Source organism: Allobacillus sp. SKP2-8, from assembly GCF_007559355.1.
In the GTDB taxonomy this organism is placed as follows: domain Bacteria; phylum Bacillota; class Bacilli; order Bacillales; family Alkalibacillaceae; genus Allobacillus; species Allobacillus halotolerans.
Genome location: NZ_VMHF01000001.1, coordinates 490,809 through 514,400, shown reverse-complemented (window position 1 = coordinate 514,400; position 23,592 = coordinate 490,809). Strand labels below are relative to the sequence as shown.

The 23,592-nt window shown below is 37.5% G+C and carries 20 protein-coding genes; 17 read left to right on the top strand and 3 right to left on the bottom strand.

What is annotated here, in order from left to right:
• Positions 1-30 precede the first annotated feature (30 nt).
• On the top strand, positions 31-321 hold the full coding sequence (locus FPQ10_RS02605) for an Fpa/YlaN family protein (protein WP_144088698.1): 291 nt from the start codon (positions 31-33) through the stop codon (positions 319-321).
• 140 nt (positions 322-461) lie between these two features.
• On the opposite strand, the gene FPQ10_RS02600 is transcribed toward FPQ10_RS02605, so the two are convergent.
• Positions 462-1,055, bottom strand: a complete 594-nt coding sequence (locus tag FPQ10_RS02600; RefSeq protein ID WP_144159773.1) for a DNA-3-methyladenine glycosylase — start codon at positions 1,053-1,055, stop codon at positions 462-464.
• Positions 1,056-1,220: 165 nt separating this feature from the next.
• On the opposite strand from FPQ10_RS02600, the gene pyc reads away from it, so the two are divergent.
• The gene (gene pyc, locus FPQ10_RS02595; RefSeq protein WP_144159770.1) at positions 1,221-4,664 is read left to right on the top strand and encodes a pyruvate carboxylase; all 3,444 of its coding nucleotides are present in this window, start codon (positions 1,221-1,223) and stop codon (positions 4,662-4,664) included.
• 107 nt (positions 4,665-4,771) lie between these two features.
• Here pyc and FPQ10_RS02590 read toward each other — a convergent pair whose 3' ends face one another.
• Positions 4,772-5,686, bottom strand: coding sequence for a COX15/CtaA family protein (locus tag FPQ10_RS02590; RefSeq protein ID WP_144159767.1), 915 nt, complete (start codon positions 5,684-5,686; stop codon positions 4,772-4,774).
• A 406-nt stretch (positions 5,687-6,092) separates the two neighbouring features.
• On the opposite strand from FPQ10_RS02590, the gene cyoE reads away from it, so the two are divergent.
• The 13 genes from cyoE to FPQ10_RS02525 all read left to right on the top strand — a co-directional run bounded on the left by cyoE (position 6,093) and on the right by FPQ10_RS02525 (position 21,329).
• Positions 6,093-7,031 carry a heme o synthase gene (cyoE, locus tag FPQ10_RS02585; RefSeq protein ID WP_144159764.1) on the top strand — a complete coding sequence of 313 codons (939 nt, stop codon included), beginning with the start codon at positions 6,093-6,095 and terminating at the stop codon, positions 7,029-7,031.
• 85 nt (positions 7,032-7,116) lie between these two features.
• Positions 7,117-8,322 (top strand): cytochrome c oxidase subunit II, encoded by a 1,206-nt coding sequence (coxB, locus tag FPQ10_RS02580; protein WP_144159760.1) that lies wholly within the window; start codon positions 7,117-7,119, stop codon positions 8,320-8,322.
• A 45-nt stretch (positions 8,323-8,367) separates the two neighbouring features.
• Positions 8,368-10,233 (top strand): cytochrome c oxidase subunit I, encoded by a 1,866-nt coding sequence (ctaD, locus tag FPQ10_RS02575; protein WP_144159757.1) that lies wholly within the window; start codon positions 8,368-8,370, stop codon positions 10,231-10,233.
• Entirely contained in the window at positions 10,226-10,846 is a 621-nt protein-coding gene (locus FPQ10_RS02570) for a cytochrome (ubi)quinol oxidase subunit III (RefSeq protein ID WP_144159754.1), read from the top strand. Before ctaD ends, FPQ10_RS02570 begins: the two co-directional genes overlap by 8 nt.
• A 3-nt stretch (positions 10,847-10,849) precedes the next feature.
• Positions 10,850-11,182, top strand: coding sequence for a cytochrome c oxidase subunit IVB (gene ctaF / locus FPQ10_RS02565; protein WP_144159751.1), 333 nt, complete (start codon positions 10,850-10,852; stop codon positions 11,180-11,182).
• A gap of 262 nt (positions 11,183-11,444) precedes the next feature.
• Entirely contained in the window at positions 11,445-12,461 is a 1,017-nt protein-coding gene (locus FPQ10_RS02560; RefSeq protein ID WP_144159748.1) for an ABC transporter ATP-binding protein, read from the top strand.
• Entirely contained in the window at positions 12,442-13,410 is a 969-nt protein-coding gene (locus FPQ10_RS02555; RefSeq protein WP_144159745.1) for an ABC transporter ATP-binding protein, read from the top strand. Before FPQ10_RS02560 ends, FPQ10_RS02555 begins: the two co-directional genes overlap by 20 nt.
• A gap of 45 nt (positions 13,411-13,455) precedes the next feature.
• Complete coding sequence (locus tag FPQ10_RS02550; protein WP_144159742.1) at positions 13,456-15,159, top strand: ABC transporter substrate-binding protein; 1,704 nt, start codon at positions 13,456-13,458, stop codon at positions 15,157-15,159.
• 83 nt (positions 15,160-15,242) lie between these two features.
• A complete protein-coding gene (locus tag FPQ10_RS02545) occupies positions 15,243-16,244 on the top strand; it encodes an ABC transporter permease (protein ID WP_144159739.1) in 1,002 nt (333 codons plus the stop codon).
• Positions 16,245-16,313: 69 nt separating this feature from the next.
• Positions 16,314-17,177, top strand: coding sequence for an ABC transporter permease (locus tag FPQ10_RS02540; RefSeq protein ID WP_255439654.1), 864 nt, complete (start codon positions 16,314-16,316; stop codon positions 17,175-17,177).
• Between the two features lie 510 nt (positions 17,178-17,687).
• Positions 17,688-18,080, top strand: coding sequence for a mercury resistance transcriptional regulator MerR (merR, locus tag FPQ10_RS02535; protein WP_144159733.1), 393 nt, complete (start codon positions 17,688-17,690; stop codon positions 18,078-18,080).
• Positions 18,081-18,104: 24 nt separating this feature from the next.
• Positions 18,105-19,745, top strand: a complete 1,641-nt coding sequence (merA, locus tag FPQ10_RS02530; protein ID WP_144159730.1) for a mercury(II) reductase — start codon at positions 18,105-18,107, stop codon at positions 19,743-19,745.
• A 261-nt stretch (positions 19,746-20,006) separates the two neighbouring features.
• A complete protein-coding gene (locus FPQ10_RS02525; protein WP_144159727.1) occupies positions 20,007-21,329 on the top strand; it encodes an ISL3 family transposase in 1,323 nt (440 codons plus the stop codon).
• Between the two features lie 153 nt (positions 21,330-21,482).
• Here FPQ10_RS02525 and FPQ10_RS02520 read toward each other — a convergent pair whose 3' ends face one another.
• Positions 21,483-22,007, bottom strand: a complete 525-nt coding sequence (locus FPQ10_RS02520; RefSeq protein ID WP_144159724.1) for a hypothetical protein — start codon at positions 22,005-22,007, stop codon at positions 21,483-21,485.
• Between the two features lie 459 nt (positions 22,008-22,466).
• Between FPQ10_RS02520 and FPQ10_RS02515 the strand changes: the two genes are divergently transcribed.
• Both FPQ10_RS02515 and FPQ10_RS02510 read left to right on the top strand, forming a co-directional pair.
• Positions 22,467-22,784: a PadR family transcriptional regulator gene (locus FPQ10_RS02515; protein ID WP_144159722.1), complete on the top strand. Its 318-nt coding sequence runs from the start codon at positions 22,467-22,469 to the stop codon at positions 22,782-22,784.
• Complete coding sequence (locus FPQ10_RS02510) at positions 22,781-23,497, top strand: DUF2812 domain-containing protein (protein ID WP_144159719.1); 717 nt, start codon at positions 22,781-22,783, stop codon at positions 23,495-23,497. The genes FPQ10_RS02515 and FPQ10_RS02510 overlap by 4 nt, the downstream gene beginning before the upstream one ends.
• The last annotated feature ends 95 nt before the right edge of the window (positions 23,498-23,592 follow it).

Genomic DNA, 23,592 nt, shown 5'->3' with positions numbered 1-23,592 from the left:
GGAGCGTAGGAAAGTTAGGAGGGATTTTCTGTGTCATCCAGAATATCACTAGAAAAGAACCAAGCCCTAGCCCTCTTGCAGGCAGATGCTGATAAAATTTTACAACTTATCAAAGTTCAAATGGACAACTTAACCATGCCTCAATGTCCTTTATATGAAGAGGTATTAGATACTCAGATGTTTGGTCTCTCAAGAGAAATAAACTTTGCCGTTCGCTTGGATTTAATTCAAGAAGAAGATGGTAAAGCTATTATGGAAAACTTGGAAAGACAATTGAGTGCGTTGCATGAGGTTGCCCAAGACACGAAGAATTTATCATAATAAAAACTCAAACAATGCTTACTTCCAGTTCGTGAAGGCATATGTTTGAGTTTTTTTGCGTTTAAGTGAGTTGAATAGATCGAAAGCAAAACGCCGAATCAAAAAATGTTTTGATAAAATAATTCATTACAAACGTATATTTACCTCGAAACAAAGGGATTATTTTCTATCCAAAACCGATAAGGATAAGCAACAGCCTCTTTTGCATTTGGAATGCCGATTCGTCTTCCGGCCTTTATTTCTTTAGGGTTTTCTCCATCCGCAATATACAGTGGCTTCTCCCACAGTTGATGACCATAATGAGATAAATCAATAGCCATCGCTTTCGTGAGTTTACCTGGTCCACTTGTCAGGTTCGTTCTTTTTGTGACTGGTCTGTTGTCTAGCATGACTTCCTCTCCAATAATCGGCTCCATTCCACGAATTAAAATGGCATGCGGTTGATTCATTCGGCCGGTTACGACGTTCATTAGATTATGTGTATGCATCGTATAGATATAGGCCAAGCCAGCCTCGTGAAACATGATCTCCGTTCGTTTTGTCCGGCGATGATTAAAGCTATGTGCTGCTCGGTCTTCAGGTCCCATGTATGCTTCTGTTTCAACAATTTTTCCTGCCAGAATCCCATTAGGGGTTTCGTGAATTAAAAAAGAACCCAGCAACTTTTCGGCTAATTGAAGTGTCGGCTTTTCAAAAAAAGACTTATGAACCGGTTTTAACTGTTTATGCTTCATACGAATTCCTCCAATAATTATATAGTATACAGTTTACCCGTTTTTTAAAAATACGGAACAGGTAGAATTATTACTGAACAATTATTCATTTTTTGCAGGAATTTTTAAAATTATGTTGAAAGTTAAGAGAGATAAGAGAAAATTTGCGAATTTGGGAGGTCCATCATGACGAAAATTAAATCAATCAATAAAGTACTTGTAGCGAATAGAGGAGAGATAGCTATTCGTGTATTTCGAGCGTGTACAGAATTAAATATACGCACGGTTGCCATTTATTCTGAAGAAGATACAGGCTCGTATCATCGATATAAAGCAGATGAAGCCTATCTTGTTGGTGTCGGAAAAAAGCCGATTGATGCTTACTTGGATATCGAGGGAATTATTGATTTAGCAAAGCGGGTCGGGGTAGATGCCATCCACCCAGGTTACGGATTTTTATCTGAAAACATTCAATTCGCCAAACGGTGTGAAGAAGAAGGCATCATTTTTATTGGTCCGACAAGTGAGCACTTAAATGTATTTGGGGATAAAGTAAAAGCTCGGAAACAAGCGTTGCAATCCGGAATTCCTGTAATTCCTGGTACAGATGGTCCTGTTCAATCATTGGAAGAAGTGGAAGCGTTTTCGAAAGAACATGGATTTCCGATAATCATCAAAGCAGCCCTTGGTGGAGGCGGACGAGGGATGCGAATCGTTCGTACAAAAGAAGCATTGAAAGAAGCTTATGACCGCGCAAAATCCGAAGCCAAAGCGGCTTTTGGTAATGATGAAATTTATGTGGAACGATTAGTAGAACAACCTAAACATATTGAAGTGCAAATTTTAGGTGACGAAGCGGGGAACATGCTTCATTTATACGAAAGAGATTGTTCGATTCAACGACGTCACCAGAAAGTAGTAGAAATTGCGCCCAGTATCTCGTTATCAGAATCACAACGGGATGAAATTTGTGATTCTGCCGTCAAATTAATGAAGGATGTAAATTATCTCAACGCTGGTACGGTTGAGTTTTTGGTGACAGATGACGAATTTTTCTTTATCGAAGTGAATCCGCGCGTTCAAGTCGAACACACAATTACCGAAATGATTACCGGTTGCGATATTGTACAAACGCAGCTGCGAATTGCTATGGGTTATTCCTTGCATGATAAGGAAATCGGTTTGCCGCAGCAATCAGAAATATCGACACATGGATATGCGATTCAGTCACGTGTAACAACTGAAGATCCATTGAATAATTTTATGCCGGATACAGGAAAAATCATGGCTTATCGTACAGGTGGGGGTTTTGGTGTCCGATTGGACGCTGGTAACGGTTTTCAAGGAGCAGTCATTTCACCGCACTATGATTCGTTGCTTGTAAAAGTATCTACTTGGGCTCTGTCTTTCGATCAAGCAGCACGAAAGATGGTACGGAATTTAAAGGAGTTTCGAATTCGCGGTATTAAAACAAATATTCCTTTTTTAGAAAATGTTATTTTACACAATAAATTTTTGAATGGTAGTTATGACACAACCTTTATCGACTCATCACCTGAACTTTTTGTATTTCCGAAAAAGAAAGACCGAGGAACGAAACTGTTATCTTATTTGGCTTCAACAACTGTCAACAGTCCGTTAACGACAGGGCAGGAGAAAAAGCCATTATTTGATCCAGTAAGGATTCCAACTGTAGATCCGGACAGTAGTTCAGAAGCAGGAACGAAGCAATTGCTTGATGAAAAAGGACCTGAAGCGGTCAGTGAATGGCTGAAACAACAAAATGAAGTATTGTTGACAGACACTACGTTCCGGGATGCACATCAATCGTTACTAGCAACGCGTGTACGTACAAAAGATTTATTAGAAATTGCTGAGCCAACGGCAAAACTCCTGCCTAATTTATTCTCAGTGGAAATGTGGGGAGGGGCAACCTTTGATGTCTCTTACCGATTCCTGAGAGAAGATCCATGGGAGAGATTGATTAAGTTGCGTGAAAAAATGCCGAATGTGTTATTTCAGATGCTCTTACGTGCGAGCAATGCGGTAGGATACACAAATTATCCGGATAATGTCATCGATGAATTTGTTGAGAAAAGTGCTCAGGCAGGCATTGATGTCTTTCGGATTTTCGATAGCTTGAATTGGGTTGAAGGCATGAAACCAGCAATCGAAGCGGTTCGAAAACAAAATAAAATCGCTGAAGTTTCAATGTGTTACACAGGAGATATTTTAGATCCAAATAGAGATAAATACGACTTGGATTATTACATCAATTTGGCAAAAGAACTGGAATCATTAGGTGCTCACATCTTAGGTATTAAAGATATGGCTGGATTATTGAAACCTGAAGCGGCTTATCAGTTGATTTCTGCATTGAAACAAGAAATCGACATTCCTATTCATCTTCACACACATGACACAAGCGGAAATGGCGTCATGATGTATGCGAGAGCCATTGAGGCTGGTGTCGATGCAGTTGATGTGGCTACCAGTTCAATGGCCGGGCATACTTCTCAACCAAGTGCGAATAGCTTGTATCATGCACTGGAAGGAAATAAACGACAACCTAAAGTTGATATTGCATCATACGAAGAACTAAATAAGTATTGGGAAGATGTCCGTGATTATTATGCTAATTTCGAAAGTGGATTAAAGGCACCTCACACGGAGATTTACTTACATGAAATGCCTGGTGGACAGTATAGTAATTTACAACAGCAAGCAAAAGCGGTCGGTTTAGGTGATCGTTGGGATGAAGTGAAATACATGTATCGTACGGTCAATGATATGTTTGGCGATTTAATCAAAGTGACGCCATCTTCTAAAATCGTCGGCGACATGGCACTGTTTATGGTACAAAATAATTTGAAGGTTGATGATGTCTATGAAAAAGGAGAGAATCTTGACTTTCCAGATTCAGTGGTTGAATTTTTCAGAGGCATGATCGGAAAACCTTACAAAGGATTTCCAAAAGAACTACAACGAATTATTTTGAAAGGCAAAGAGGAAATCCCCGGAAGACCAGGCGAACAGTTAAAACCTGTTAATTTTGAGGCGTTAAAAGAACAATTATATGAGAAAGTAAATCGTCAAGTAACTTCACATGAAGTGATATCCTATGCACTCTATCCGAAGGTCTTCTTAGATTATGAGCGATTTGTCGATCAATATGGGGATATATCCGTACTTGATACACCATCTTTTGTTTACGGTTTACGATTAGGTGAGGAAGTATCAGTCGAAATCGAGCAAGGAAAGACATTGATCATCAAGTTAGTATCCATTGGAGAACCACAAAAAGATGGAACGCGCGTCGTCTATTTTGAACTGAATGGTCAACCACGTGAAGTGGTCGTTCGCGACGAGCGGATCAAAGATGTTCAAGATCAAAAGTTGAAAGTAGATCCTGACAATTCAAAACAAATTGGAGCTTCGATGCCTGGAACGGTCGTTGAAGTGCTTGTTAAAGAGGGAGAAGCTGTCAGCAAGAACGATTATTTGATGATTACTGAGTCGATGAAAATGGAAACGACTATTCAAGCTCCATATGATGGGAAAATCAAATCCGTACAAGTAAAAGATGGAGAAGCGTTGGAATCAGGCGACTTGTTAATAGAGTTTGTATAATTGAAAAAAGCTGTCCAGTAACGATAGGGTTGCTGGACAGTTTAATATTAAAACGTATTTAATCATATAAGAAAGCCGCCACCCTATTTAGTGACGGCTATTCGTATTTACTTATTTGATAACTTACTTCTTCGGGCTAACATTAAGAAATAGCACAGAATTGTAAAGAATAATGAAATGAATGTTGCGTGCAATAATCCAACAAATATGTTCCCAGTAGTGAAAATAATGAATGCTCCAAGTATAACCTGCAATAAAATAAATATCGTTGCAATCAGCCAAACTTTACGAATGAATGGTTGATCTATTTTACGTAGCACTTGAATAAATAAAACAACTACCCATAAAAATAATAACCCAGCCATGAGACGATGTCCCATTTGGATCCATTGATCTAGATTGAGCCCGGCTACACTTGGTGAATCATTATAGCAGAAGGGCCAATCTGGACAAACTAAACTTGAATATTTGTGTCGCACTAACGCACCCGAATAGACAACAATTAATGTGTAAATGAACAATCCCCAAAAGTTTACTCGTAACCATTTAGGTATATGAATCCGTTCGGTGTGAAGCTTTCGATCGACATCAAATATAATCAAAGCTAGGAGTACAGATGCAGCAAAGGCTACTAGAGAGATGCCAAAATGCATCGCTTTAATGATGCTTGACTGTTCAAAAAGAACGGCTGCAGCCCCCAGTAAAGATTGGATGACTAAAAATAGAATCGAAAGAAAGACCAAAAATTTCGTTTCTTTAATATCGCGGTAATCTTTCCAAGCGATATAAGAAAGAAGTAAAACAAGAATGATGCCGAGACCGGACATGATTCGGTGCCCGAATTCAATAACTAATTCAAATGTTATATCGGTAGGTATTAGTTGACCATCACAAAGAGGCCAACTTCGACCACATCCAAGACCCGATTCGGTTTTTGTAACTAATGCTCCACCGATTAAAACCAAAAACATAACAATGGATGTAATGATAGCAATTGGTTTCGGTTGCAATATTTTTTTCATATAATTAATTCACCTTTCTGACAGGCCAGTAAGACATTCATCATCTATCTTAATATAAAATCCATCAGATGAAAATAAACAATGGTTACAACTTTTTAACATTAGCTATAATGTATATATTAGTTGTTGAAAAATATATAACTGCCAGCTTAAAATGAAAAGGGTTTAGTTTCGAAAAAAAATAGGTTAGAATAATGTTATAAACACTTATTGACTGTTTCGAACGAAATTTGTAGAAAAAAATATGACAATCACTTTTCACATATTTTTCACACATAAGAAATCAATATATGCTTTAATAGAAGTAGTTGTGTTTACATGGTACAATAACTATGTAAATAAAATGAAACATTATGTACGTCAGGGTATAAATGTAACAAGGGTTGAAACGAGAGGGGATCCTGCAATGAATGAATCACGCACAGTTCAAACTTCGTCCTCACAGTTGATGGATTCACCGAGTACTGGTGTAAAAGCCCTGTGGACAGATTTTCTCGCATTGATTAAGATTGGAATAGTGAATTCAAATCTTATGACAGCTTTTGCGGGTTTTTGGCTAGCGTTATACTATACAAATCAAACGTTTTCGAGCAATTGGCTAGCGTTTGTTGGAATGATGGCAGGAACAGCGCTTGTAATCGCTGGCGGTTGTGTCATCAACAATTACTATGATCGTGATATCGATCATTTAATGTCCCGAACAAAGGGGCGAGCGACGATTACTGGAACGATTCCATTGAAAGTAGTACTGGCTATGGGGATTGGCTTTTCAGCTATAGGAATGATTATATTGTTCTTTGTTTCTCCAGTCGCTGCTGTCTTTGGATTTTTTGGGTGGTTTGTGTATGTATTTCTATATACAATGTGGTCAAAAAGAAAATATACAATAAATACAGTTGTAGGATGTTTTTCTGGAGCAGCTCCACCATTAATTGGTTGGGCAGCAGTTGACTCCACACTTCATCCAGTCGCATTAGTTTTATTCTTAATTATGTTTCTCTGGCAGATTCCACATTTTCTTTCTTTGGCTATCATGAAAAAAGAAGATTATTCAATAGCTAATGTACCGATGCTGCCAGTTGTATATGGAAATAAAATTACTAAAAGACAAATCTTCATTTATACGATTTGCCTATTGCCTTTACCATTTTATTTCTTTTCATTGGGAATAATATTTATGGTGTTTTCTACATTATTAACACTTGGGTGGGTCATCCTTGCTTTCACAGGTTTTCGTACAAAAGATGACGACAAATGGGCAAAAAGAATGTTTATTTACTCATTAAACTATTTAACCTTATTTTTCATTGGAATAGTCATTGCGACAATTCCACCAATCTTTTGAAATAATTAAGAAATTTTTTCTTAATTCTTTTATAAATTTTCACACAACATAAGAATGAATAAGAGAAAGAGAGGTATCCAAAGACATGAAAGGTTTGACTAGTAAGTTTAAAGCTGTAGGAGCTTTAATGATTCTAGCACTTATATTGTCAGGTTGTGGCGAAGAATTTCTAAGTGCACTCCGTCCACAAGGACAGGGAGCAAGTGATATTCTAAGCCTGATGATTTTAAGTATTGCTGTCATGATGTTTGTTTTTGTTGTAGTTATGGTCATTTATGTATTTGTCATTTTAAAATTCCGTAAGAAAAAAGGGCAAGAAGACTTTATACCTGAACAGGTTGAAGGAAGTCACACATTAGAAACATTATGGACAGTCGTTCCAATTATTCTTATTTTGATTTTAGCTGTACCAACAGTACAATATACCTTCTCCTTGGTAGATACTTCGCCACAAGTAAATGCTGAAGGTGAAGAAGAAGATCAAATTTGGGTTAATGTTACAGGTAAGCAATACTGGTGGCATTTCGAGTATGAGGGAATGGACGTAACAACAAGTCAGGAAATATATATTCCTACTGACCGTCGAGTGTACCTATCGCTACATTCAGAAGATGTCATACACTCTTTCTGGGTCCCTACATTACAAGGTAAGATTGACGTAAACCCAACAGGTAACCGGAACGAAATCTGGATAGACGCTGATAAAGAAGGCGTTTACTGGGGTAAATGCGCTGAATTTTGTGGACCATCACACTCATTGATGGACTTTAAAGTTGTAGCAGTAAGTCCAGGAGAATTTGAACAATGGGTGAAAGACATGCGTAACATTGATCCTGAGGAAACTCCAGAAAGTGAAGTTGCCACAGCTGGTCAAGAAGTTTTCGCGAACAACTGTATGTCATGTCACGCTAACGGAACTTCACCGAACAAAATCGGACCGAACGTATCAAACTTCGGTGATCGTGAGCGAATTGCAGGGGTTCTTGAATATAACAAAGAAAACTTAATGGAATGGATTGAAACAAAAGGTGAAGAGATGAAACCTGGAAACATGATGACAACCGCAGCTTACGACCTATCTGATGAAGAATTGGATCAAGTAGCTGAGTACCTAATGTCATTAAGTCCAAGTGAAATCACACCTGAAAATGCTGAAGATAATGAATATATCGAATCGGACTTAAGCGATTTATTCATTGATCAGGAAGAAAACGAAGATGAAGGCTCTGAAGGTGAATCAGAAGGAGATTCTGAAGGCGAATCAGAGGAAGATTCCGATAGTAATCAATAATGCTATCTTTCGGATGAATAGAAATAATATAGGGAGGTTAATATTGTGAGTGCAACAGCTACTAAAAAGGCTGGATTCGGTTCCGTATTGTGGGATTACTTAACCACTGTAGACCATAAAAAGATTGCCATATTGTACTTGATTGGCGGATTCTTTTTCTTCATTCTCGGTGGTTTAGAAGCTATGTTGGTCCGGATCCAACTGATACAACCAGATAATAACTTTGTTTCGGCTCAGTTTTATAACGAATTAATAACGATGCATGGAACAACGATGATTTTCCTTGCAGCCATGCCATTATTATTAGCTTTAATGAACATTGCAATGCCGCTTCAAATTGGAGCGCGAGATGTTGCTTTTCCGTTTGTGAACGCATTAGGTTTTTGGCTGTTCTTAATTGGAGGAATTGTTCTTAATATTTCTTGGTTTACAGGTGGAGCTCCAGACGCTGGTTGGACGGCGTATACTCCGTTATCAATATTCTCAGAAGGCCATGGACTCGATTATTATTCCATTGGTCTACAAATCGCAGGTTTTGGTACGTTAATGGGTGGTATTAATTTCCTTGTAACAGTTATTACAATGCGTGCTCCAGGAATGACCATGATGCGTATGCCATTGTTCTCATGGACAACATTCATTGCGAGTGTATTGATTTTATTCGCATTCCCTGCGTTGACTGTAGGTTTATTCTTGCTTACATTTGACCGATTGTTCGGAGCAAACTTCTTTGATCCGTCCATGGGTGGTAACGTTGTTATTTGGGAGCATTTATTCTGGATTTTTGGACACCCTGAAGTGTATATACTGATTTTGCCGGCATTTGGTGTATTTAGTGAAGTTATACCAACATTCTCCAAAAAACGTTTGTTTGGTTACTCTTCGATGGTGTTTGCAACCGTATTAATTGCATTTCTAGGTTTCATGGTTTGGGCACACCATATGTTTACAGTGGGCCTAGGACCAATCGCCAACTCAATATTTGCGATTGCAACGATGGCTATCGCGGTTCCTACGGGAATTAAAATCTTTAACTGGCTATTTACGATGTGGGGTGGAACCCTTCGTTTTACGTCACCAATGTTATTTGCACTAGGTTTTATTCCGTCATTTACAATTGGAGGAATGACAGGTGTTATGCTAGGTGCAGCAGCTGCTGACTTCCAGTATCATGACACATATTTTGTTATTGCTCACTTCCACTATGTACTTGTCGGAGGAACTGTATTTGGAATCTTTGCAGGATTAATTTATTGGTGGCCAAAAATGTTTGGTAAAGTACTCAATGAGAAAATGAACCATTGGTTCTTCTGGTTGTTTTTCATTGGTTTCCATTTAACATTCTTCCTGCAGCATTTCTTAGGATTAATGGGTATGCCTCGTCGTTACTGGGTATTCTTAGAAGGTCAAGGTTTAGACCTATTCAACTTTATCAGTACGATTGGTGCATTCTTTATGGCTGCCGGTACAATATTATTTATGTATAATATCGTTTGGACTGCTATGAAAGAACCAAAAGCTTCTGGAGATCCTTGGGATGGTCGTACACTTGAATGGGCAGTCTCTTCACCACCACCACACTACAACTTCAAACAGTTGCCGTTGGTACGTGGATTGGATCCATTATGGATTGAGAAAACAGAAGGTAATGGAAAAATGCAACCGGCAGAACCGCTTGGAGATATCCATATGCCGAACAACACCATTATTCCACTAATCATGTCTATTGGTTTAGGAATTGCAGGTATGGGTATTATCTATCAAGTGGATAATCCAATGTGGTGGATTGTTGCTGTGATCGGATTTATTATCTTCTTCGGTAGCATGGCAGTTCGCTCACTGAAAGATGATTTAGGTCACCACATTCACAAAGAAGACTTGGAAAAAGAGGGGGATGGTTCTAATGGCTGATGAACTTTTAAAATCAACTAACTTGCCACATGATCCCGAAAGAGCCACCCTTGAAGGAAAAAACAAATTCTTAGGATTTTGGTTCTTCCTTGGTGGAGAAACAGTCTTGTTTGCAAGTTTGTTTGGAACGTATTTAGCATTGAAAAATTCTCATTTAGATGGTGTCCCGGCCAGTGAATTATTCGGGCTAGGACTTGTCTTCATCATGACAATGATTCTACTGACAAGTTCCTTGACTAGTGTTTATGCGATGTACCACATGAAGAATAATGCACCGAAGAAAATGATGCTTTGGTTAGGAATCACTGTATTACTAGGCCTTTCATTCTTAGGCTTAGAGATATATGAGTTTAATCATTACGTTAATGATTATGGACATGGATTTACAACTTCAGCTTTTTCATCTGCATTCTATGCTTTAGTTGGATTCCACGGAGCCCACGTAGCCTTTGGTTTAGGCTGGTTCATTCTATTGATGGTGAGAAACTGGAAACGAGGGATCAACTTATACAACGCACCGAAGTTTTATATTGCAAGTCTTTATTGGCACTTTATTGACGTTGTATGGGTATTCATTTTCACAGTAGTTTACTTGATGGGAGTGGTAGGTTAAACTATGGTCGATCAAAATTATTCCACTAACCAAACTGAAAAAGATCTCTTTTACAAAGAGAAAAAGAAAGAAGAAATGAAACATCAAGTAGTCACTTTCGCAATGATGATTATTTTCACTTTGATTGCATTCGGTATAGTAATGGCGGATGTTAGTAAAATGTTTACCATCCCAATTATTATTGTATTGGCAATCGTTCAAGTAGGATTCCAATTCTTTTACTTCATGCATATGAGTAATGAAGGACATACTTGGCCAGTGACGATGATTTTCTCAGGAATATTTGCAGCATTCTTAACCGTATTAGCTCTTACAACCATCGTTTGGTGGGGTTAATAGCAAATAATTATAATGATAAGAACCAATTGCTCTATATAGAGTGATTGGTTCTTTTTTTGGCTTTTTTCAATATAATATATTGTACTTATTGGATATCTCTGGGACATTTTTTATTAACAACAGTGTTTACTAAAAAATTATTGAAATTATTTAGTAAACACTGTTGATAATTATTTGTTTATTCTGTATATTAAGTTATATAATAAAAAATTATTAATATTATGATAACTAAACTTTCGTACTTATTGGAGGGAACTCTATGCCAGAACCGATTCTGTCTGTCCAAGATTTACATACACATTTTCTTACAGATAATAAAGAAGTGCCTGCTGTTGATGGAGTTAGTATCGAATTACATAAAGGTGAAGTTGTAGGAATCGTCGGTGAGTCAGGTTGTGGAAAGAGTGTGACTTCATTATCAATCATGCAACTTGTTCCAAATCCTCCTGGAAAAATCGTCAAAGGTGAAATTAAATTTAAAGGTAAAAATTTGACCTATGCTACTGAAAAACAAATGCGGAAAATACGTGGCAACGAAATCTCTATGATTTTTCAAGAACCGATGACATCATTAGATCCTCTGTTCACAATTGGTAATCAACTAATTGAAGCGATACGTATCCATCAAAAAGTCAGTAAAAAGGATGCAAAGAACTATTCAATTGAATTATTGAATTTAGTCGGTATACCACGGGCCAGTGAAGTTGTTGATGAATTTCCACATCAACTTTCTGGAGGTATGAGACAACGGGTCATGATTGCTATGGCTATGTCTTGTGATCCAGAAGTGTTGATTGCTGATGAGCCAACTACTGCTTTGGACGTTACTATTCAGGCACAAATTCTTGATTTAATGAGAAATTTGAATAAGGAAAAACAAACTTCTATTTTGCTCATTACACATGATTTAGGCGTTGTTGCTGAAATGTGTGATCGTGTTGTTGTGATGTATTCTGGAAAGGTCGTAGAAGAGGGAAGTGTCCGGGAGATTTTGAAAGACCCCAAACATCCTTATACAAAAGGATTAATTCGTTCTTTACCTAATATTCGAACAACAGAACAAAAATTATATTCAATACCAGGAACGGTTATGCGTCCATCTTTGGATCAAGTTGGGTGTCGATTTGCACCTAGGTGTGAACATTCATTTGATTCGTGTTGGGAAGAAAATCCAAAGCTTCTCAAGCAAGAAAGTGGTAGACAGGTCAGGTGCTTTCTTTATGACGAGGAGAAGTCCGAAAGAGGTGTAACTTCAAATGACAAATCCTATACTTGAAGTCAGTCATCTTAAGAAATATTTCGACATAAAAGGTGGCATTTTCGGAAAGAGTGTCGGTGAAGTAAAGGCTGTTGATGATTTATCATTTTCCGTGAACGAGGGAGAAATTTTAGGAATTGTCGGGGAATCCGGTTGTGGTAAATCAACAGCAGGAAAATCAATTCTTCGACTAATTGAACCAACTGATGGGTCCGTTAAATTTGAAGGGACGGATTTAACTGATTTGACCAGTGAAGAAATGAGGCAACTTCGAAAGAATATGCAAATTATTTTTCAAGATCCTTATGCATCATTAAATCCTAGACATAAAGTTGAACGGATTATCAGTGAACCATTATTGATTCATGGAATGAAATCTTCAAAAGAACGAAAAGAACGGGTTAAGGAACTTCTTGAGATTGTTGGATTAGAGGCTTATCACGCGTCAAGATATCCACATCAGTTCAGTGGTGGCCAGCGTCAGCGGATCGGCATCGCAAGAGCACTTGCGAATAACCCAAAGCTAATTATTTGTGATGAACCTGTTTCGGCTTTGGATGTTTCCGTACAATCGCAAATTTTAAACTTAATGGAAGAGCTAAGAGAAAAATTCAAATTAACTTATGTTTTTATCGCACATGATCTTAGCGTTGTTAAACATATTAGTGATCGCGTGGGTGTCATGTATTTAGGGAGAATGGTTGAATTAACCGACAAACATACATTATTCGATGATCCGAAACATCCATATACACGTGCTTTGATGTCCGCTGTACCTATTGCAGATCCAGACATTGAACGAGAGAGGATCATCTTGGAAGGAGATGTGCCAAGCCCATCCAATCCACCAACAGGATGTGCATTCCATACGCGCTGTCCTTATGCGATGGACATATGTAAAGAAGTTAGACCTGAGTTTGAAAATGTTGATGATAAACATTTGGTAGCTTGTCACTTGTACAATTAATCAAGCGATCAATGTTTATATAAATTTAATAAAGGGGGCTATTTAATGAGGTACCGACTTATACTTTTTCTTACTTTCATGCTAGCTATTACATTAGTGTTGACAGCTTGTAACGGTGACGAAGATGAATCCGCTGAAGAAGTAGATGCGACAGAATCTTCTGAATCAGATGGTGAAGAATCGAGTGGTTCAGAAGATGATTCTGACTCAGAAGCTTCAAGTGATAGTGAAGGTGACCAAGTACTTGTGTTTGCGCGTGGAGGAGATTCAGAAAGCCTAGATTACGCAAGCACAACAGATGGGGAATCATCTCGTGTGACGAAGCAAGTTTATGAGAGCTTGCTGGAATTCGAAAAAGACTCTTTTGAAGTGAAGCCAGGTCTTGCACACGATTGGGAAGTTAGTGATGATGGGTTAACGTATACATTCTTTCTTGAAGAAGGCGTAACTTTCCATGATGGAACCGACTTCAATGCGGAAGCAGTCAAGACGAACTTCGAGCGTTGGGCTGATCCGAATCATGAATTCGCGTTTGCAGATGATGGATATGTTTATTCCATGTATGGCACGATGTTCGGTGGGTTCAAAGGAGATGACGGTCATGTCATTAAAGAAATTAATGTTGTCGATGACCATGAGATCGAATTTGTACTTAATCAACCGTTAGGATTTTTCTTGCAAAATATGGGAATGAGCTATTTTGCAATCACATCGCCTGCTGCTTTAGAAAAACATGGCGCAGCGATTAATGAAAATCCAGTCGGAACAGGACCTTTCAAATTCGTAAGTTGGAGTAAAGATGATTCAATAATTCTTGAAAAATTTGAAGATTATCGAAAAGATGGATTACCAAAATTGGATGAAGTCATTTTCCAGGTTATCCCTGATAATGCAGCTCGCTTAATTGCATTACGTTCAGGAGAAATCGATATCATGGATGGTCTAAATCCAGATGACGCTGCTGGGATTGAACAAGAAGATGGCCTTGAGTTGCTTACGAGAGCAGCCAACAACTTTGGCTATCTCGGTTTGAATACTCAGAAAGAACCGTTGGATGATCCTTTAGTTCGTAAAGCGATTAACCACGCTATCGATCGATCTGCTATTGCGGAAGCTTTATATGCTGGATATGCTCAACCAGCTATCAACCCAGTACCTCCTGGTTACTTAGGGTATAACGATGAGCTTGAATTATATGAGTATAATCTGGATAAATCGAAAGAGTTATTGGCAGAAGCAGGTTATGAGGATGGCTTAGAAATTGAATTATGGACAATGCCAGTTGCACGTCCATATATGCCAGACCCTGAAACTGTCTCAGAAATTATTCAAAATGACTTAGGTGAAATTGGTATAACCGCTAAAATTGTGCGAGAAGAATGGGCACCTTATCTTGAAAAGACGGCAGCGGGAGAACAAGAACTGTTTATGCTAGGTTGGTCTGGAACAAATGGAGATCCAGATTACTTCTTAAGCAGTCTATTGCATGGTTCGAATGCAGGTTCAAGTAACCGTTCCTTCTACAAAAACGACGAAGTAGATAAGTTGCTTGATGAAGCGAAGCGAGCTGTTGATCAAGAAGAAAGAGCAGATTTATACAAGAAAGCTCAAGAAATCATTTATGAAGAATCACCAATGATTCCACTCGTTCACTCTGAACCAGTGTTAGCTACTTCAAGCGATGTCAAAAATTATGTACCTCACCCTTCAACGAGTGAATCATTAGCAGAAGTAGAATTAGATCGTTAATAAAATGAATAGGGCAGTAGAAAACCTCTACTGCCTTTCATTTTTTATTCTGAATGATACATAGAAAGGATTGAGGTGAAGACATGCTAGCATATACATCCCGTCGCTTATTCATGCTTATTCCAGTCCTTTTTGGAATGACAGTCATTACGTTTTCGATCATTCATTTGATACCTGGAAACCCAGCTCAAACTATTTTAGGTGAAACAGCAACCGAAGAGGCCATATCAAATTTGGAAGAAACGATGGGACTAAATCGAAATTATTTCATTCAATATACAGCATATGTAGGTGATTTGCTTCAAGGCGATCTAGGAACTTCCCTCAGAACGAAAGCGAGTATTACCACAGAAATCGGTCCTCGGTTGGCTGCTACTATAGAATTAACTTTCTTTGCCATGATATTTGCTGTTTTTATTGGAATTAATGCAGGCATAATCAGTGCCTGGAAACAAAATTCATGGTTTGATTTTTTGGCAATGGTCTTCGCCTTAGTCGGTGTTTCCATGCCTGTCTTCTGGCTGGCATTGATGGAGCAATGGTTATTTGCTCAAGAGCTAGGATGGCTACCGGCTTATGGTAGACAAGAAAGTCGCGATCCGATTGACCCGATTACCCACTTTTATGTAATAGATTCCATACTGCACATGGACATGAAACAATTAATTACGTCACTGAAACATTTAGTCTTACCGAGTATTGCTTTAGGAACCATTCCGATGGCGATTATTGCCAGAATGACTCGGTCAAGCATGCTCGAGGTTATGAAATCGGACTATGTCAGAACGATTAAAGCAAAGGGTTCAGGACAGTTTTTAGTTATTTATAAACACGCTTTAAAAAATTCAATCATTCCTGTTTTAACGGTCATTGGTTTGCAGGTAGGCGTCTTACTCGGAGGGGCAATTTTAACGGAAACCATATTTAGTTGGCCAGGGATTGGACGGTATGTATATGAAGCAATCAATTACCGGGATTATCCTGTGATCCAGTCAGGGATATTGGTCATTGCATTTTTGTTTGTCATTATTAATTTAATTGTTGACTTATTATATGCATTTATTGATCCAAGGATTAAATATTAAGGGGGTATGAAAATGCAAAAAGAAGAAAAACAGCAGGTCGCTACCAATCCATCGAAAAAGAAGCACCAAATGAATTCAGAAGAAATAGAAGAATCATCTCCTTTAAAAGAAACATTACAACAACTGAGAAAAAATCGGATGGCGATTACTGGATTTATAATTATTATTTTCTTCTTGATACTAGGAATTTTCGCCCCTATACTCACACCATATGGATTCGAAGACCAAGACCCTGTCAATCGATTAATGACGCCATCAGCGGAGCATTGGTTAGGTACAGATGATTTAGGCAGAGATATATTTACGCGCATTGCCTATGGAGCAAGAATATCTCTTTATGTTGGTTTTTTTGCAGTTATTGGTGCATTAATCTTCGGAACATTACTTGGGATTTGCGCCGGTTATTTTGGGAGATGGATTGATATGCTCATCTCGCGAATATTTGATATCCTGCTTGCTTTTCCAAGCATACTTCTAGCCATTGCAGTTGTTGCGATTCTTGGTTCTTCGTTGGAGAACGCGTTGATCGCCATTGCAATCATCAATATACCTATATTTGGACGTCTCGTACGCTCAAAAGTCATAAGTTTGCGTGAGGAAGAATATGTGCTGGCAGCTAAAGCACAAGGGATGAAAAACGGACGAATCATTTTGTATCATATTTTACCGAACAGCTTAGCACCAATTATTGTTCAAGCTACTCTAGGATTCGGTACCGCTATATTGGAAGCTGCAGCCTTAGGGTTTTTGGGATTAGGTGCTCAACCGCCAACACCAGAATGGGGAAAAATGCTTGCAGATTCAAGAGACTTCCTTCAGCTTGCACCATGGACGTTAATCTTTCCAGGCGTTTCCATTATGCTTGTCGTCTTAGGATTTAATTTGATCGGTGACGGATTAAGGGATGCGTTAGATCCAAGAATGAAAAACTAACTTGATCTATATCGAACCAAGAAAAGTTGAGTTTTTTCTATAATATTTTTATTAGTAATATAGCCATTGGCCATGAGATGACCTTAATCTTGAATTGAGGTCTTCTTTTTTAGGGTCTTCGGAATATATGGTGGAATTACTTTTTTAATAGCTTAAAAACAACTGTTGTTTAAATCGGATTATCTGGTGGAATATTGAGACAAATAATAGTATTATAAGGTATCAATCAAATACGAGGGCTATGTTGAGAGAAAAATAAAATTGTCCAACGAACAAGAGCGAGGGAAATATATTGCCCAATACATGGTAAAAGTGTCATGACATACTCCAAAAAGGATACTTATTGTTATGAATACACTTTAACGGGATATTCGAATTATTGTATGGATGAGTTTAAATGGTATCTTGTAACTAACGATGCAGAATACTTGAACAAGAAAAGTTGAATAATATATTTACTTGACCGTGTACTATGGTACACGGTTTATAATTTTGATGGGGTGAAATAAGGTGATCTATCGTATTAGTGAGTTCGCAGATAAATGTGGGGTTAACAAAGAAACGATTAGATATTACGAACGAAAAAATTTATTACAAGACCCTCTCCGAACGAAAGCTGGTTATCGGATATATTCAGATGATGACGTTAAGCGTGTAGGGTTTATTAAACGAATACAAGAGCTTGGTTTTTCTTTAAGTGAAATTTATAAATTACTTGGGGTTGTAGATAAAGATGAAGTTCGTTGCCAAGATATGTTTGAATTTGTTTCTAAAAAACAAGAGGATGTTCAAAAGCAAATAGAGGATTTAAAACGAATTGAAACTATGTTAGATGACTTAAAACAACGATGTCCAGATGAAAAGCAATTACATTCGTGTCCAATAATAGAAACATTAACATGAGAGATTAATGAAAGGAGCTTTATTATGAATAAATTTAAGGTAAACATTAAAGGAATGACTTGTACAGGCTGTGAAAAACACGTAGCATCAGCACTTGAAAATATAGGTGCTAAAAATATTGAATCTAGTTTTCGTCGTGGTGAAGCAGTGTTTGAATTACTTGATGATATAGGGATTGAAAGTGCAAAAAAGGTTATTGGTGAAGCAAAATATCAGCTTGGGGAAATAGAAGAAGTATCACCTAACGAAAATGTGGTGTTAGGTAATGAGGGCAATTATGACTTACTTATCATCGGTTCTGGTGGAGCTGCTTTTTCGGCTGCCATTAAAGCGATTGAATACGGGGCGAAAGTTGCCATGATAGAGCGCGGAACGGTTGGAGGAACATGTGTAAATATCGGTTGTGTTCCATCAAAAACACTTCTTAGAGCTGGGGAAATCAATCATTTAGCAAAAGTAAATCTGTTCACAGGGTTACAAACATCTGCTGGTGAAGTGGAATTAGCTCCTTTAATCAAGCAAAAAAATGAATTGGTGAGTGAGCTTCGCAATCAAAAATATGTGGATTTAATCGATGAATATGGCTTTGATTTGATTGAGGGTGAAGCGAAATTCGTTGATGAAAATACGGTTGAAGTAAATGGGAAGAAACTGTCTGCAAAACGTTTTTTAATTGCAACGGGGGCTTCTCCTTCTTTACCTCCAATTTCAGGACTTGAAGAAGTGGAATATCTAACAAGTACAACACTACTTGAATTAAAGAAAGTGCCAAAACGATTAACGGTGATTGGTTCAGGATACATTGGAATGGAGCTTGGGCAACTATTTCATAATTTAGGTTCAGAAGTAACGCTTATGCAAAGAAGTGAGCGACTTTTAAAAGAGTATGATACAGAGATTTCAGAAGCAGTTGAAAAAGCATTAATTGAACAAGGTATAAACCTTGTCAAAGGGGCAACATTTGAGCGTGTCGAGCAAGATGGAGAACTAAAAAAGGTTCATGTAACAGTAGATGGCAAGAAAAAAGTCGTTGAATCAGAGCAATTACTTGTTGCAACAGGAAGAAAACCCAATACGGAGTCTTTAAATTTAAATGCGGCAGGTGTTGAAGTTGGAAAACGTAATGAAATCGTAATCAATGATTTTGCTCAAACAAGTAATAAAAAGATTTATGCAGCAGGAGATGTGACATTAGGACCGCAATTTGTATATGTAGCAGCCTATGAAGGTGGAATTGTTACTGATAATGCTATTAGTGGGTTAAACAAGAAATTAGATTTAACGATAGTTCCTGCTGTTACGTTTATGAATCCATCGGTTGCAACGGTTGGTTTAACAGAAGAACAAGCAAAAGAGAAAGGGTATGAAGTGAAGACGTCTGTATTACCTTTAGATGCTGTTCCAAGAGCAATTGTTAACCGTGAAACAACTGGTGTATTTAAACTAGTGGCAGATGCGAACACATTAAAAGTATTAGGAGTTCATATTGTATCTAAGAATGCAGGAGATGTCATCTATGCAGCGACACTGGCTGTTAAATTTGGCTTAACCATAGGAGATTTAATAGAAACCCTAGCACCATATTTAACAATGGCTGAAGGGCTAAAATTAGCTGCACTTACGTTCGATAAAGATGTATCGAAATTATCTTGTTGTGCAGGGTAAGAGAACTTTTTTACAATACTCCTTATTCAAGTATACCAGCAAATAGAAGATTTTCTTATCGTGCTAAAGGGTGCATTAGTTAAGCAAAGTCTACAAAAGGAACATTTTCACACTATTTTACGATCATCTATTATATATAAATGCTTTATGGGATGTTCTAAGAGCATTTGTGCTCACGAAAAATAATTTAACAATGATGATTTCGATATTAAGCCTATACTTGATACCCTTAACACCACAGAGTAGTAAAGGATGAACATTATGTCAGACCTATTATTCCTACCAGACCTTAAAACAATGGAACCACCACAAGAAAATGAAACCGACATGATGTTTAAAGTGGAAGCAATCAAACCACCTGAACGTTGTCCTGAATGTGGTTTCGACAAACTGTACAAACACAGTTCAAGAAAGCAACTAATCATGGACTTGCCCATTCGTTTAAAGCGAGTGGGCTTACAACTAAACCGCACAAGATATAAGTGTCGTACATGTAACTCTACCTTTTGGGAACGCCTTATATCCGTGGATGAAAAGCGTAGCATGACCAGAAGACTGTTAAAGTCTATTGAAGATCAGTCCATGTCTAAAACTTTTGTGGAAGTAGCTGAAAGCGTTGGTGTAGACGAAAAGACCGTTAGAAACGTCTTTAAGGACTATGTGGCATTCAAAGAACGAGAATACCAATTTGAGACTCCTAAATGGCTTGGAATAGATGAAATACACATTATCCGTAAACCTCGTCTTGTACTAACTAATATCGAACGTAAAACCATCTTTGATATTAAGCATAACCGTAACAAAGCGACTGTTATACAACGGCTTTCAGAGATTAGTGATAGACATTATATTGAATACGTCACAATGGATATGTGGAAACCTTACAAAGATGCAGTTAATACTGTCTTACCACAGGCTAAAGTAGTCGTAGATAAGTTTCATGTAGTCCGTATGGCTAATCAAGCCTTAGACAGCGTCAGGAAGTCTCTTAAAGCCAATATGACTGCCAAAGAAAGGCGTACTCTTATGCGTGAGAGGTATATCCTTCTTAAACGCAAACATGATTTGAATGAACGAGACTTTTTCCTTTTAGAAACTTGGTTAGGTAATATCCCTGACTTAAAAGAAGCCTATGAACTCAAAGAAGAGTTTTACTGGATATGGGACACAGCTAATTCGGACGAAGGAAGAGATCGCTACAGATATTGGAAACAACGTTGTTTATCAAGCAACTCTAAAGATGCATATAAAGACCTTGTGAGAGCCGTAGACAACTGGCAAGACGAAATCTTCAACTACTTTGATAAAGGGCTAACTAACGCTTATACAGAGTCCATAAACAGCATTATTAGGCAAGTTGAACGAATGGGTAGAGGTTACTCATTTGAAGCCTTACGAGCAAAGATATTGTTTAATGAGAACCTCCATAAGAAACGTAAGCCACGATTTAATTCAAGTGCTTTTAGCAAAGCTATGTTATACGATACATTCAATTGGCATGAAGTAACAGACCACGTCATAACAGGTAATTATGGTGTCGATTTTTCCACACTTATTAAAAAATTGGAAAAGGGTGACTTATAAGCCCTTTCCACCATAAAATCCGAATACCCCTTTTTTATATAGCTCTTTTATTAAGGCGCTGTTAAAGTTCATTGTTGATCTATAGGTTAGAAAAAAGTGACCTCCATAACTTGTAAGTCATTTTTGAATTGATAAGGTGATTTTGACGAGGTATTATTTCCTTTCGACCATTGAATTAGCAACTTCAACCAAATCATCTATTGTATAATTACGTTCCTCTGAAGTTTGCATCAATAGCAGTGAATTAAGTTCTCCATTTTCATTGATCCATTCCAAAACTTTTCCTTGGCTATTCTTTTTAATATTTGCTTCTATACCATTTGTCAAAGTTACAGTTTCATAATCACTGCTATCCAAGTTGGGAACTTCCGAATGCCAAGTAGTGACGTGAAGCATCCAACCTTTCTCGTCACCTCCATAAGTAAATTCTGTAAATATGATATCACCATTTAGTTCATTATTTATATCGGTAGTTTGATAGGAAAACGAAACAAATGAAGGGTCGTTGGGAAATTCTGTTGGATATTTTAAGTTTGATTGTATTTCTTCAGGTAAGTTTTCAATTTTAGTCTTAACATCTGTTGGGAAATCAAGCGATACATTCTTTGAGCCAACTTCATTGGAACAACCGGATATCAGAAAGACCAATAGTAGAAAGGCCATAGTTATTTTTTTCAAATTGCCATCTCCCTTTCTTGATAACTCAAACTGCCCGGTTACTTAGAAAAATAATTATAATATCAATTTAGATATTCTAATCGTATCATAAGTTCCAATATTTTGAATTATATTCTTGTGAACCATCAAATCGTTTTTGATTGCTTTGTTTCTTTGAAGATGAATGCTCTCCAAAACTTTGTCCCGATCTCAGGCAACCAATACACAGTCTTTGTGCTTACTGATTTCACGTTTCATAGCAGAACCGCTTCGTTTGTAGGATTATCTTCCTTTTATTTTTCTTTATTCTATTCGGAATACAGGAAGTAAGTTCAAGGCAAAGAATAGGTCTGAGCAATAGATTACCATTAGATATATCAATTGATGATATGCTTGTAGACAACTATATCATATTGTGATACATTGATTTTAGATATATCGTTTTGTGATACATTATAGGGAGAATTAGAGGGTGATCAGTTGAAAGAAACGGGGCAATTAACAGAGTCAATGGCTTATATTATGGCTGCTTTGACTAAACCGAGACATGGCTACGGTATTATGAACTTAATTGAGGAAACAACAAAAGGAGCTGTTACTATAGGCCCTGCCTCCATGTACACCATTATTAAGAAATTATTAAAACAAGAATGGATTTATTTGTATGATAAGTCAGACTCAAGACGTAAAACTTATATGCTTACTAAAAAAGGGAAAAAAGTGTTGGAAGAGGATATTAAAATAAGGAAACAGATGATTGAACTAGCAGAGACAGGATTGAAGGAGGATGAAGAATGAACCAAATAAAATATATTACATCAGGCGGTTTAGCCTTTTCAGAAAATAAAGATATGGAAAAATTACGTCGATATTCTCTGAAGGGCAGGCACGTATTTGATTTTAGTTTTATGGGTTATTCACTTGAGAGAGGTAAGAAATCCGATTATATATACAGTATAGATTATCGTTGGTTAAAGGAGGATGAGAAAAAGGAATACTTTGACTTCTTCTCGTCTGCTGGATGGACACATGTTAACTCAGAAGGGAACATACATTTGTTTCGTGCACAACCCGGTACAAAACCGATCTATACTGACAGCGACTCTACGATTGAAAAATATAGAAGTTCAAGTAGCATGATGAAGAACTTAGCCATTCCATCAATGTTAATGACTGCACTTTCCTGGGTTGGCGTGATGAACAGCTCAGGTACATTAAAATCACTACTTATAGTAATAGCCACTATACTCAGTGCAATTTCTGTACCAGCAGTTTGGACGGCAATCACAACTTACAGTAACAAATGGAAGGCTGAAGGAAGAAGAGGGTTAGCAAATATAGGGTCCATCATACCATTCCTTTTACTCGTAATAGCTGTCATTATTTTGTTTTTTGTCAGTGGTACAGGTTCTGCAGTTAATATTATAGCAGCAGGAGTAATTGGGGGCATAGTACTTCCGACAGCAATTTGGATCATCGTGTCCCTTTACCACAAGCTAAGCAGGAATTAGAAATTATTGCTGCATAAGCATTCATGGTGAAAAGATGAAACGATTTAAATAAGTCAATAATGTGAATGAAAGAGAAATTATTTATTACAATTTTT

Coding starts and splice junctions, on each gene's coding strand:
- FPQ10_RS02590 (WP_144159767.1), bottom strand. CDS start 5,686: ATGAAAAAAATATTGCAACCGAAACCAATTGCTATCATTACATCCATT.
- merA (WP_144159730.1), top strand. CDS start 18,105: ATGAATAAATTTAAGGTAAACATTAAAGGAATGACTTGTACAGGCTGT.
- FPQ10_RS02550 (WP_144159742.1), top strand. CDS start 13,456: ATGAGGTACCGACTTATACTTTTTCTTACTTTCATGCTAGCTATTACA.
- FPQ10_RS02570 (WP_144159754.1), top strand. CDS start 10,226: ATGGCTGATGAACTTTTAAAATCAACTAACTTGCCACATGATCCCGAA.
- pyc (WP_144159770.1), top strand. CDS start 1,221: ATGACGAAAATTAAATCAATCAATAAAGTACTTGTAGCGAATAGAGGA.
- FPQ10_RS02555 (WP_144159745.1), top strand. CDS start 12,442: ATGACAAATCCTATACTTGAAGTCAGTCATCTTAAGAAATATTTCGAC.
- FPQ10_RS02525 (WP_144159727.1), top strand. CDS start 20,007: ATGTCAGACCTATTATTCCTACCAGACCTTAAAACAATGGAACCACCA.
- ctaF (WP_144159751.1), top strand. CDS start 10,850: ATGGTCGATCAAAATTATTCCACTAACCAAACTGAAAAAGATCTCTTT.
- FPQ10_RS02540 (WP_255439654.1), top strand. CDS start 16,314: ATGAATTCAGAAGAAATAGAAGAATCATCTCCTTTAAAAGAAACATTA.
- FPQ10_RS02600 (WP_144159773.1), bottom strand. CDS start 1,055: ATGAAGCATAAACAGTTAAAACCGGTTCATAAGTCTTTTTTTGAAAAG.
- FPQ10_RS02560 (WP_144159748.1), top strand. CDS start 11,445: ATGCCAGAACCGATTCTGTCTGTCCAAGATTTACATACACATTTTCTT.
- cyoE (WP_144159764.1), top strand. CDS start 6,093: ATGAATGAATCACGCACAGTTCAAACTTCGTCCTCACAGTTGATGGAT.
- FPQ10_RS02510 (WP_144159719.1), top strand. CDS start 22,781: ATGAACCAAATAAAATATATTACATCAGGCGGTTTAGCCTTTTCAGAA.
- coxB (WP_144159760.1), top strand. CDS start 7,117: ATGAAAGGTTTGACTAGTAAGTTTAAAGCTGTAGGAGCTTTAATGATT.
- FPQ10_RS02545 (WP_144159739.1), top strand. CDS start 15,243: ATGCTAGCATATACATCCCGTCGCTTATTCATGCTTATTCCAGTCCTT.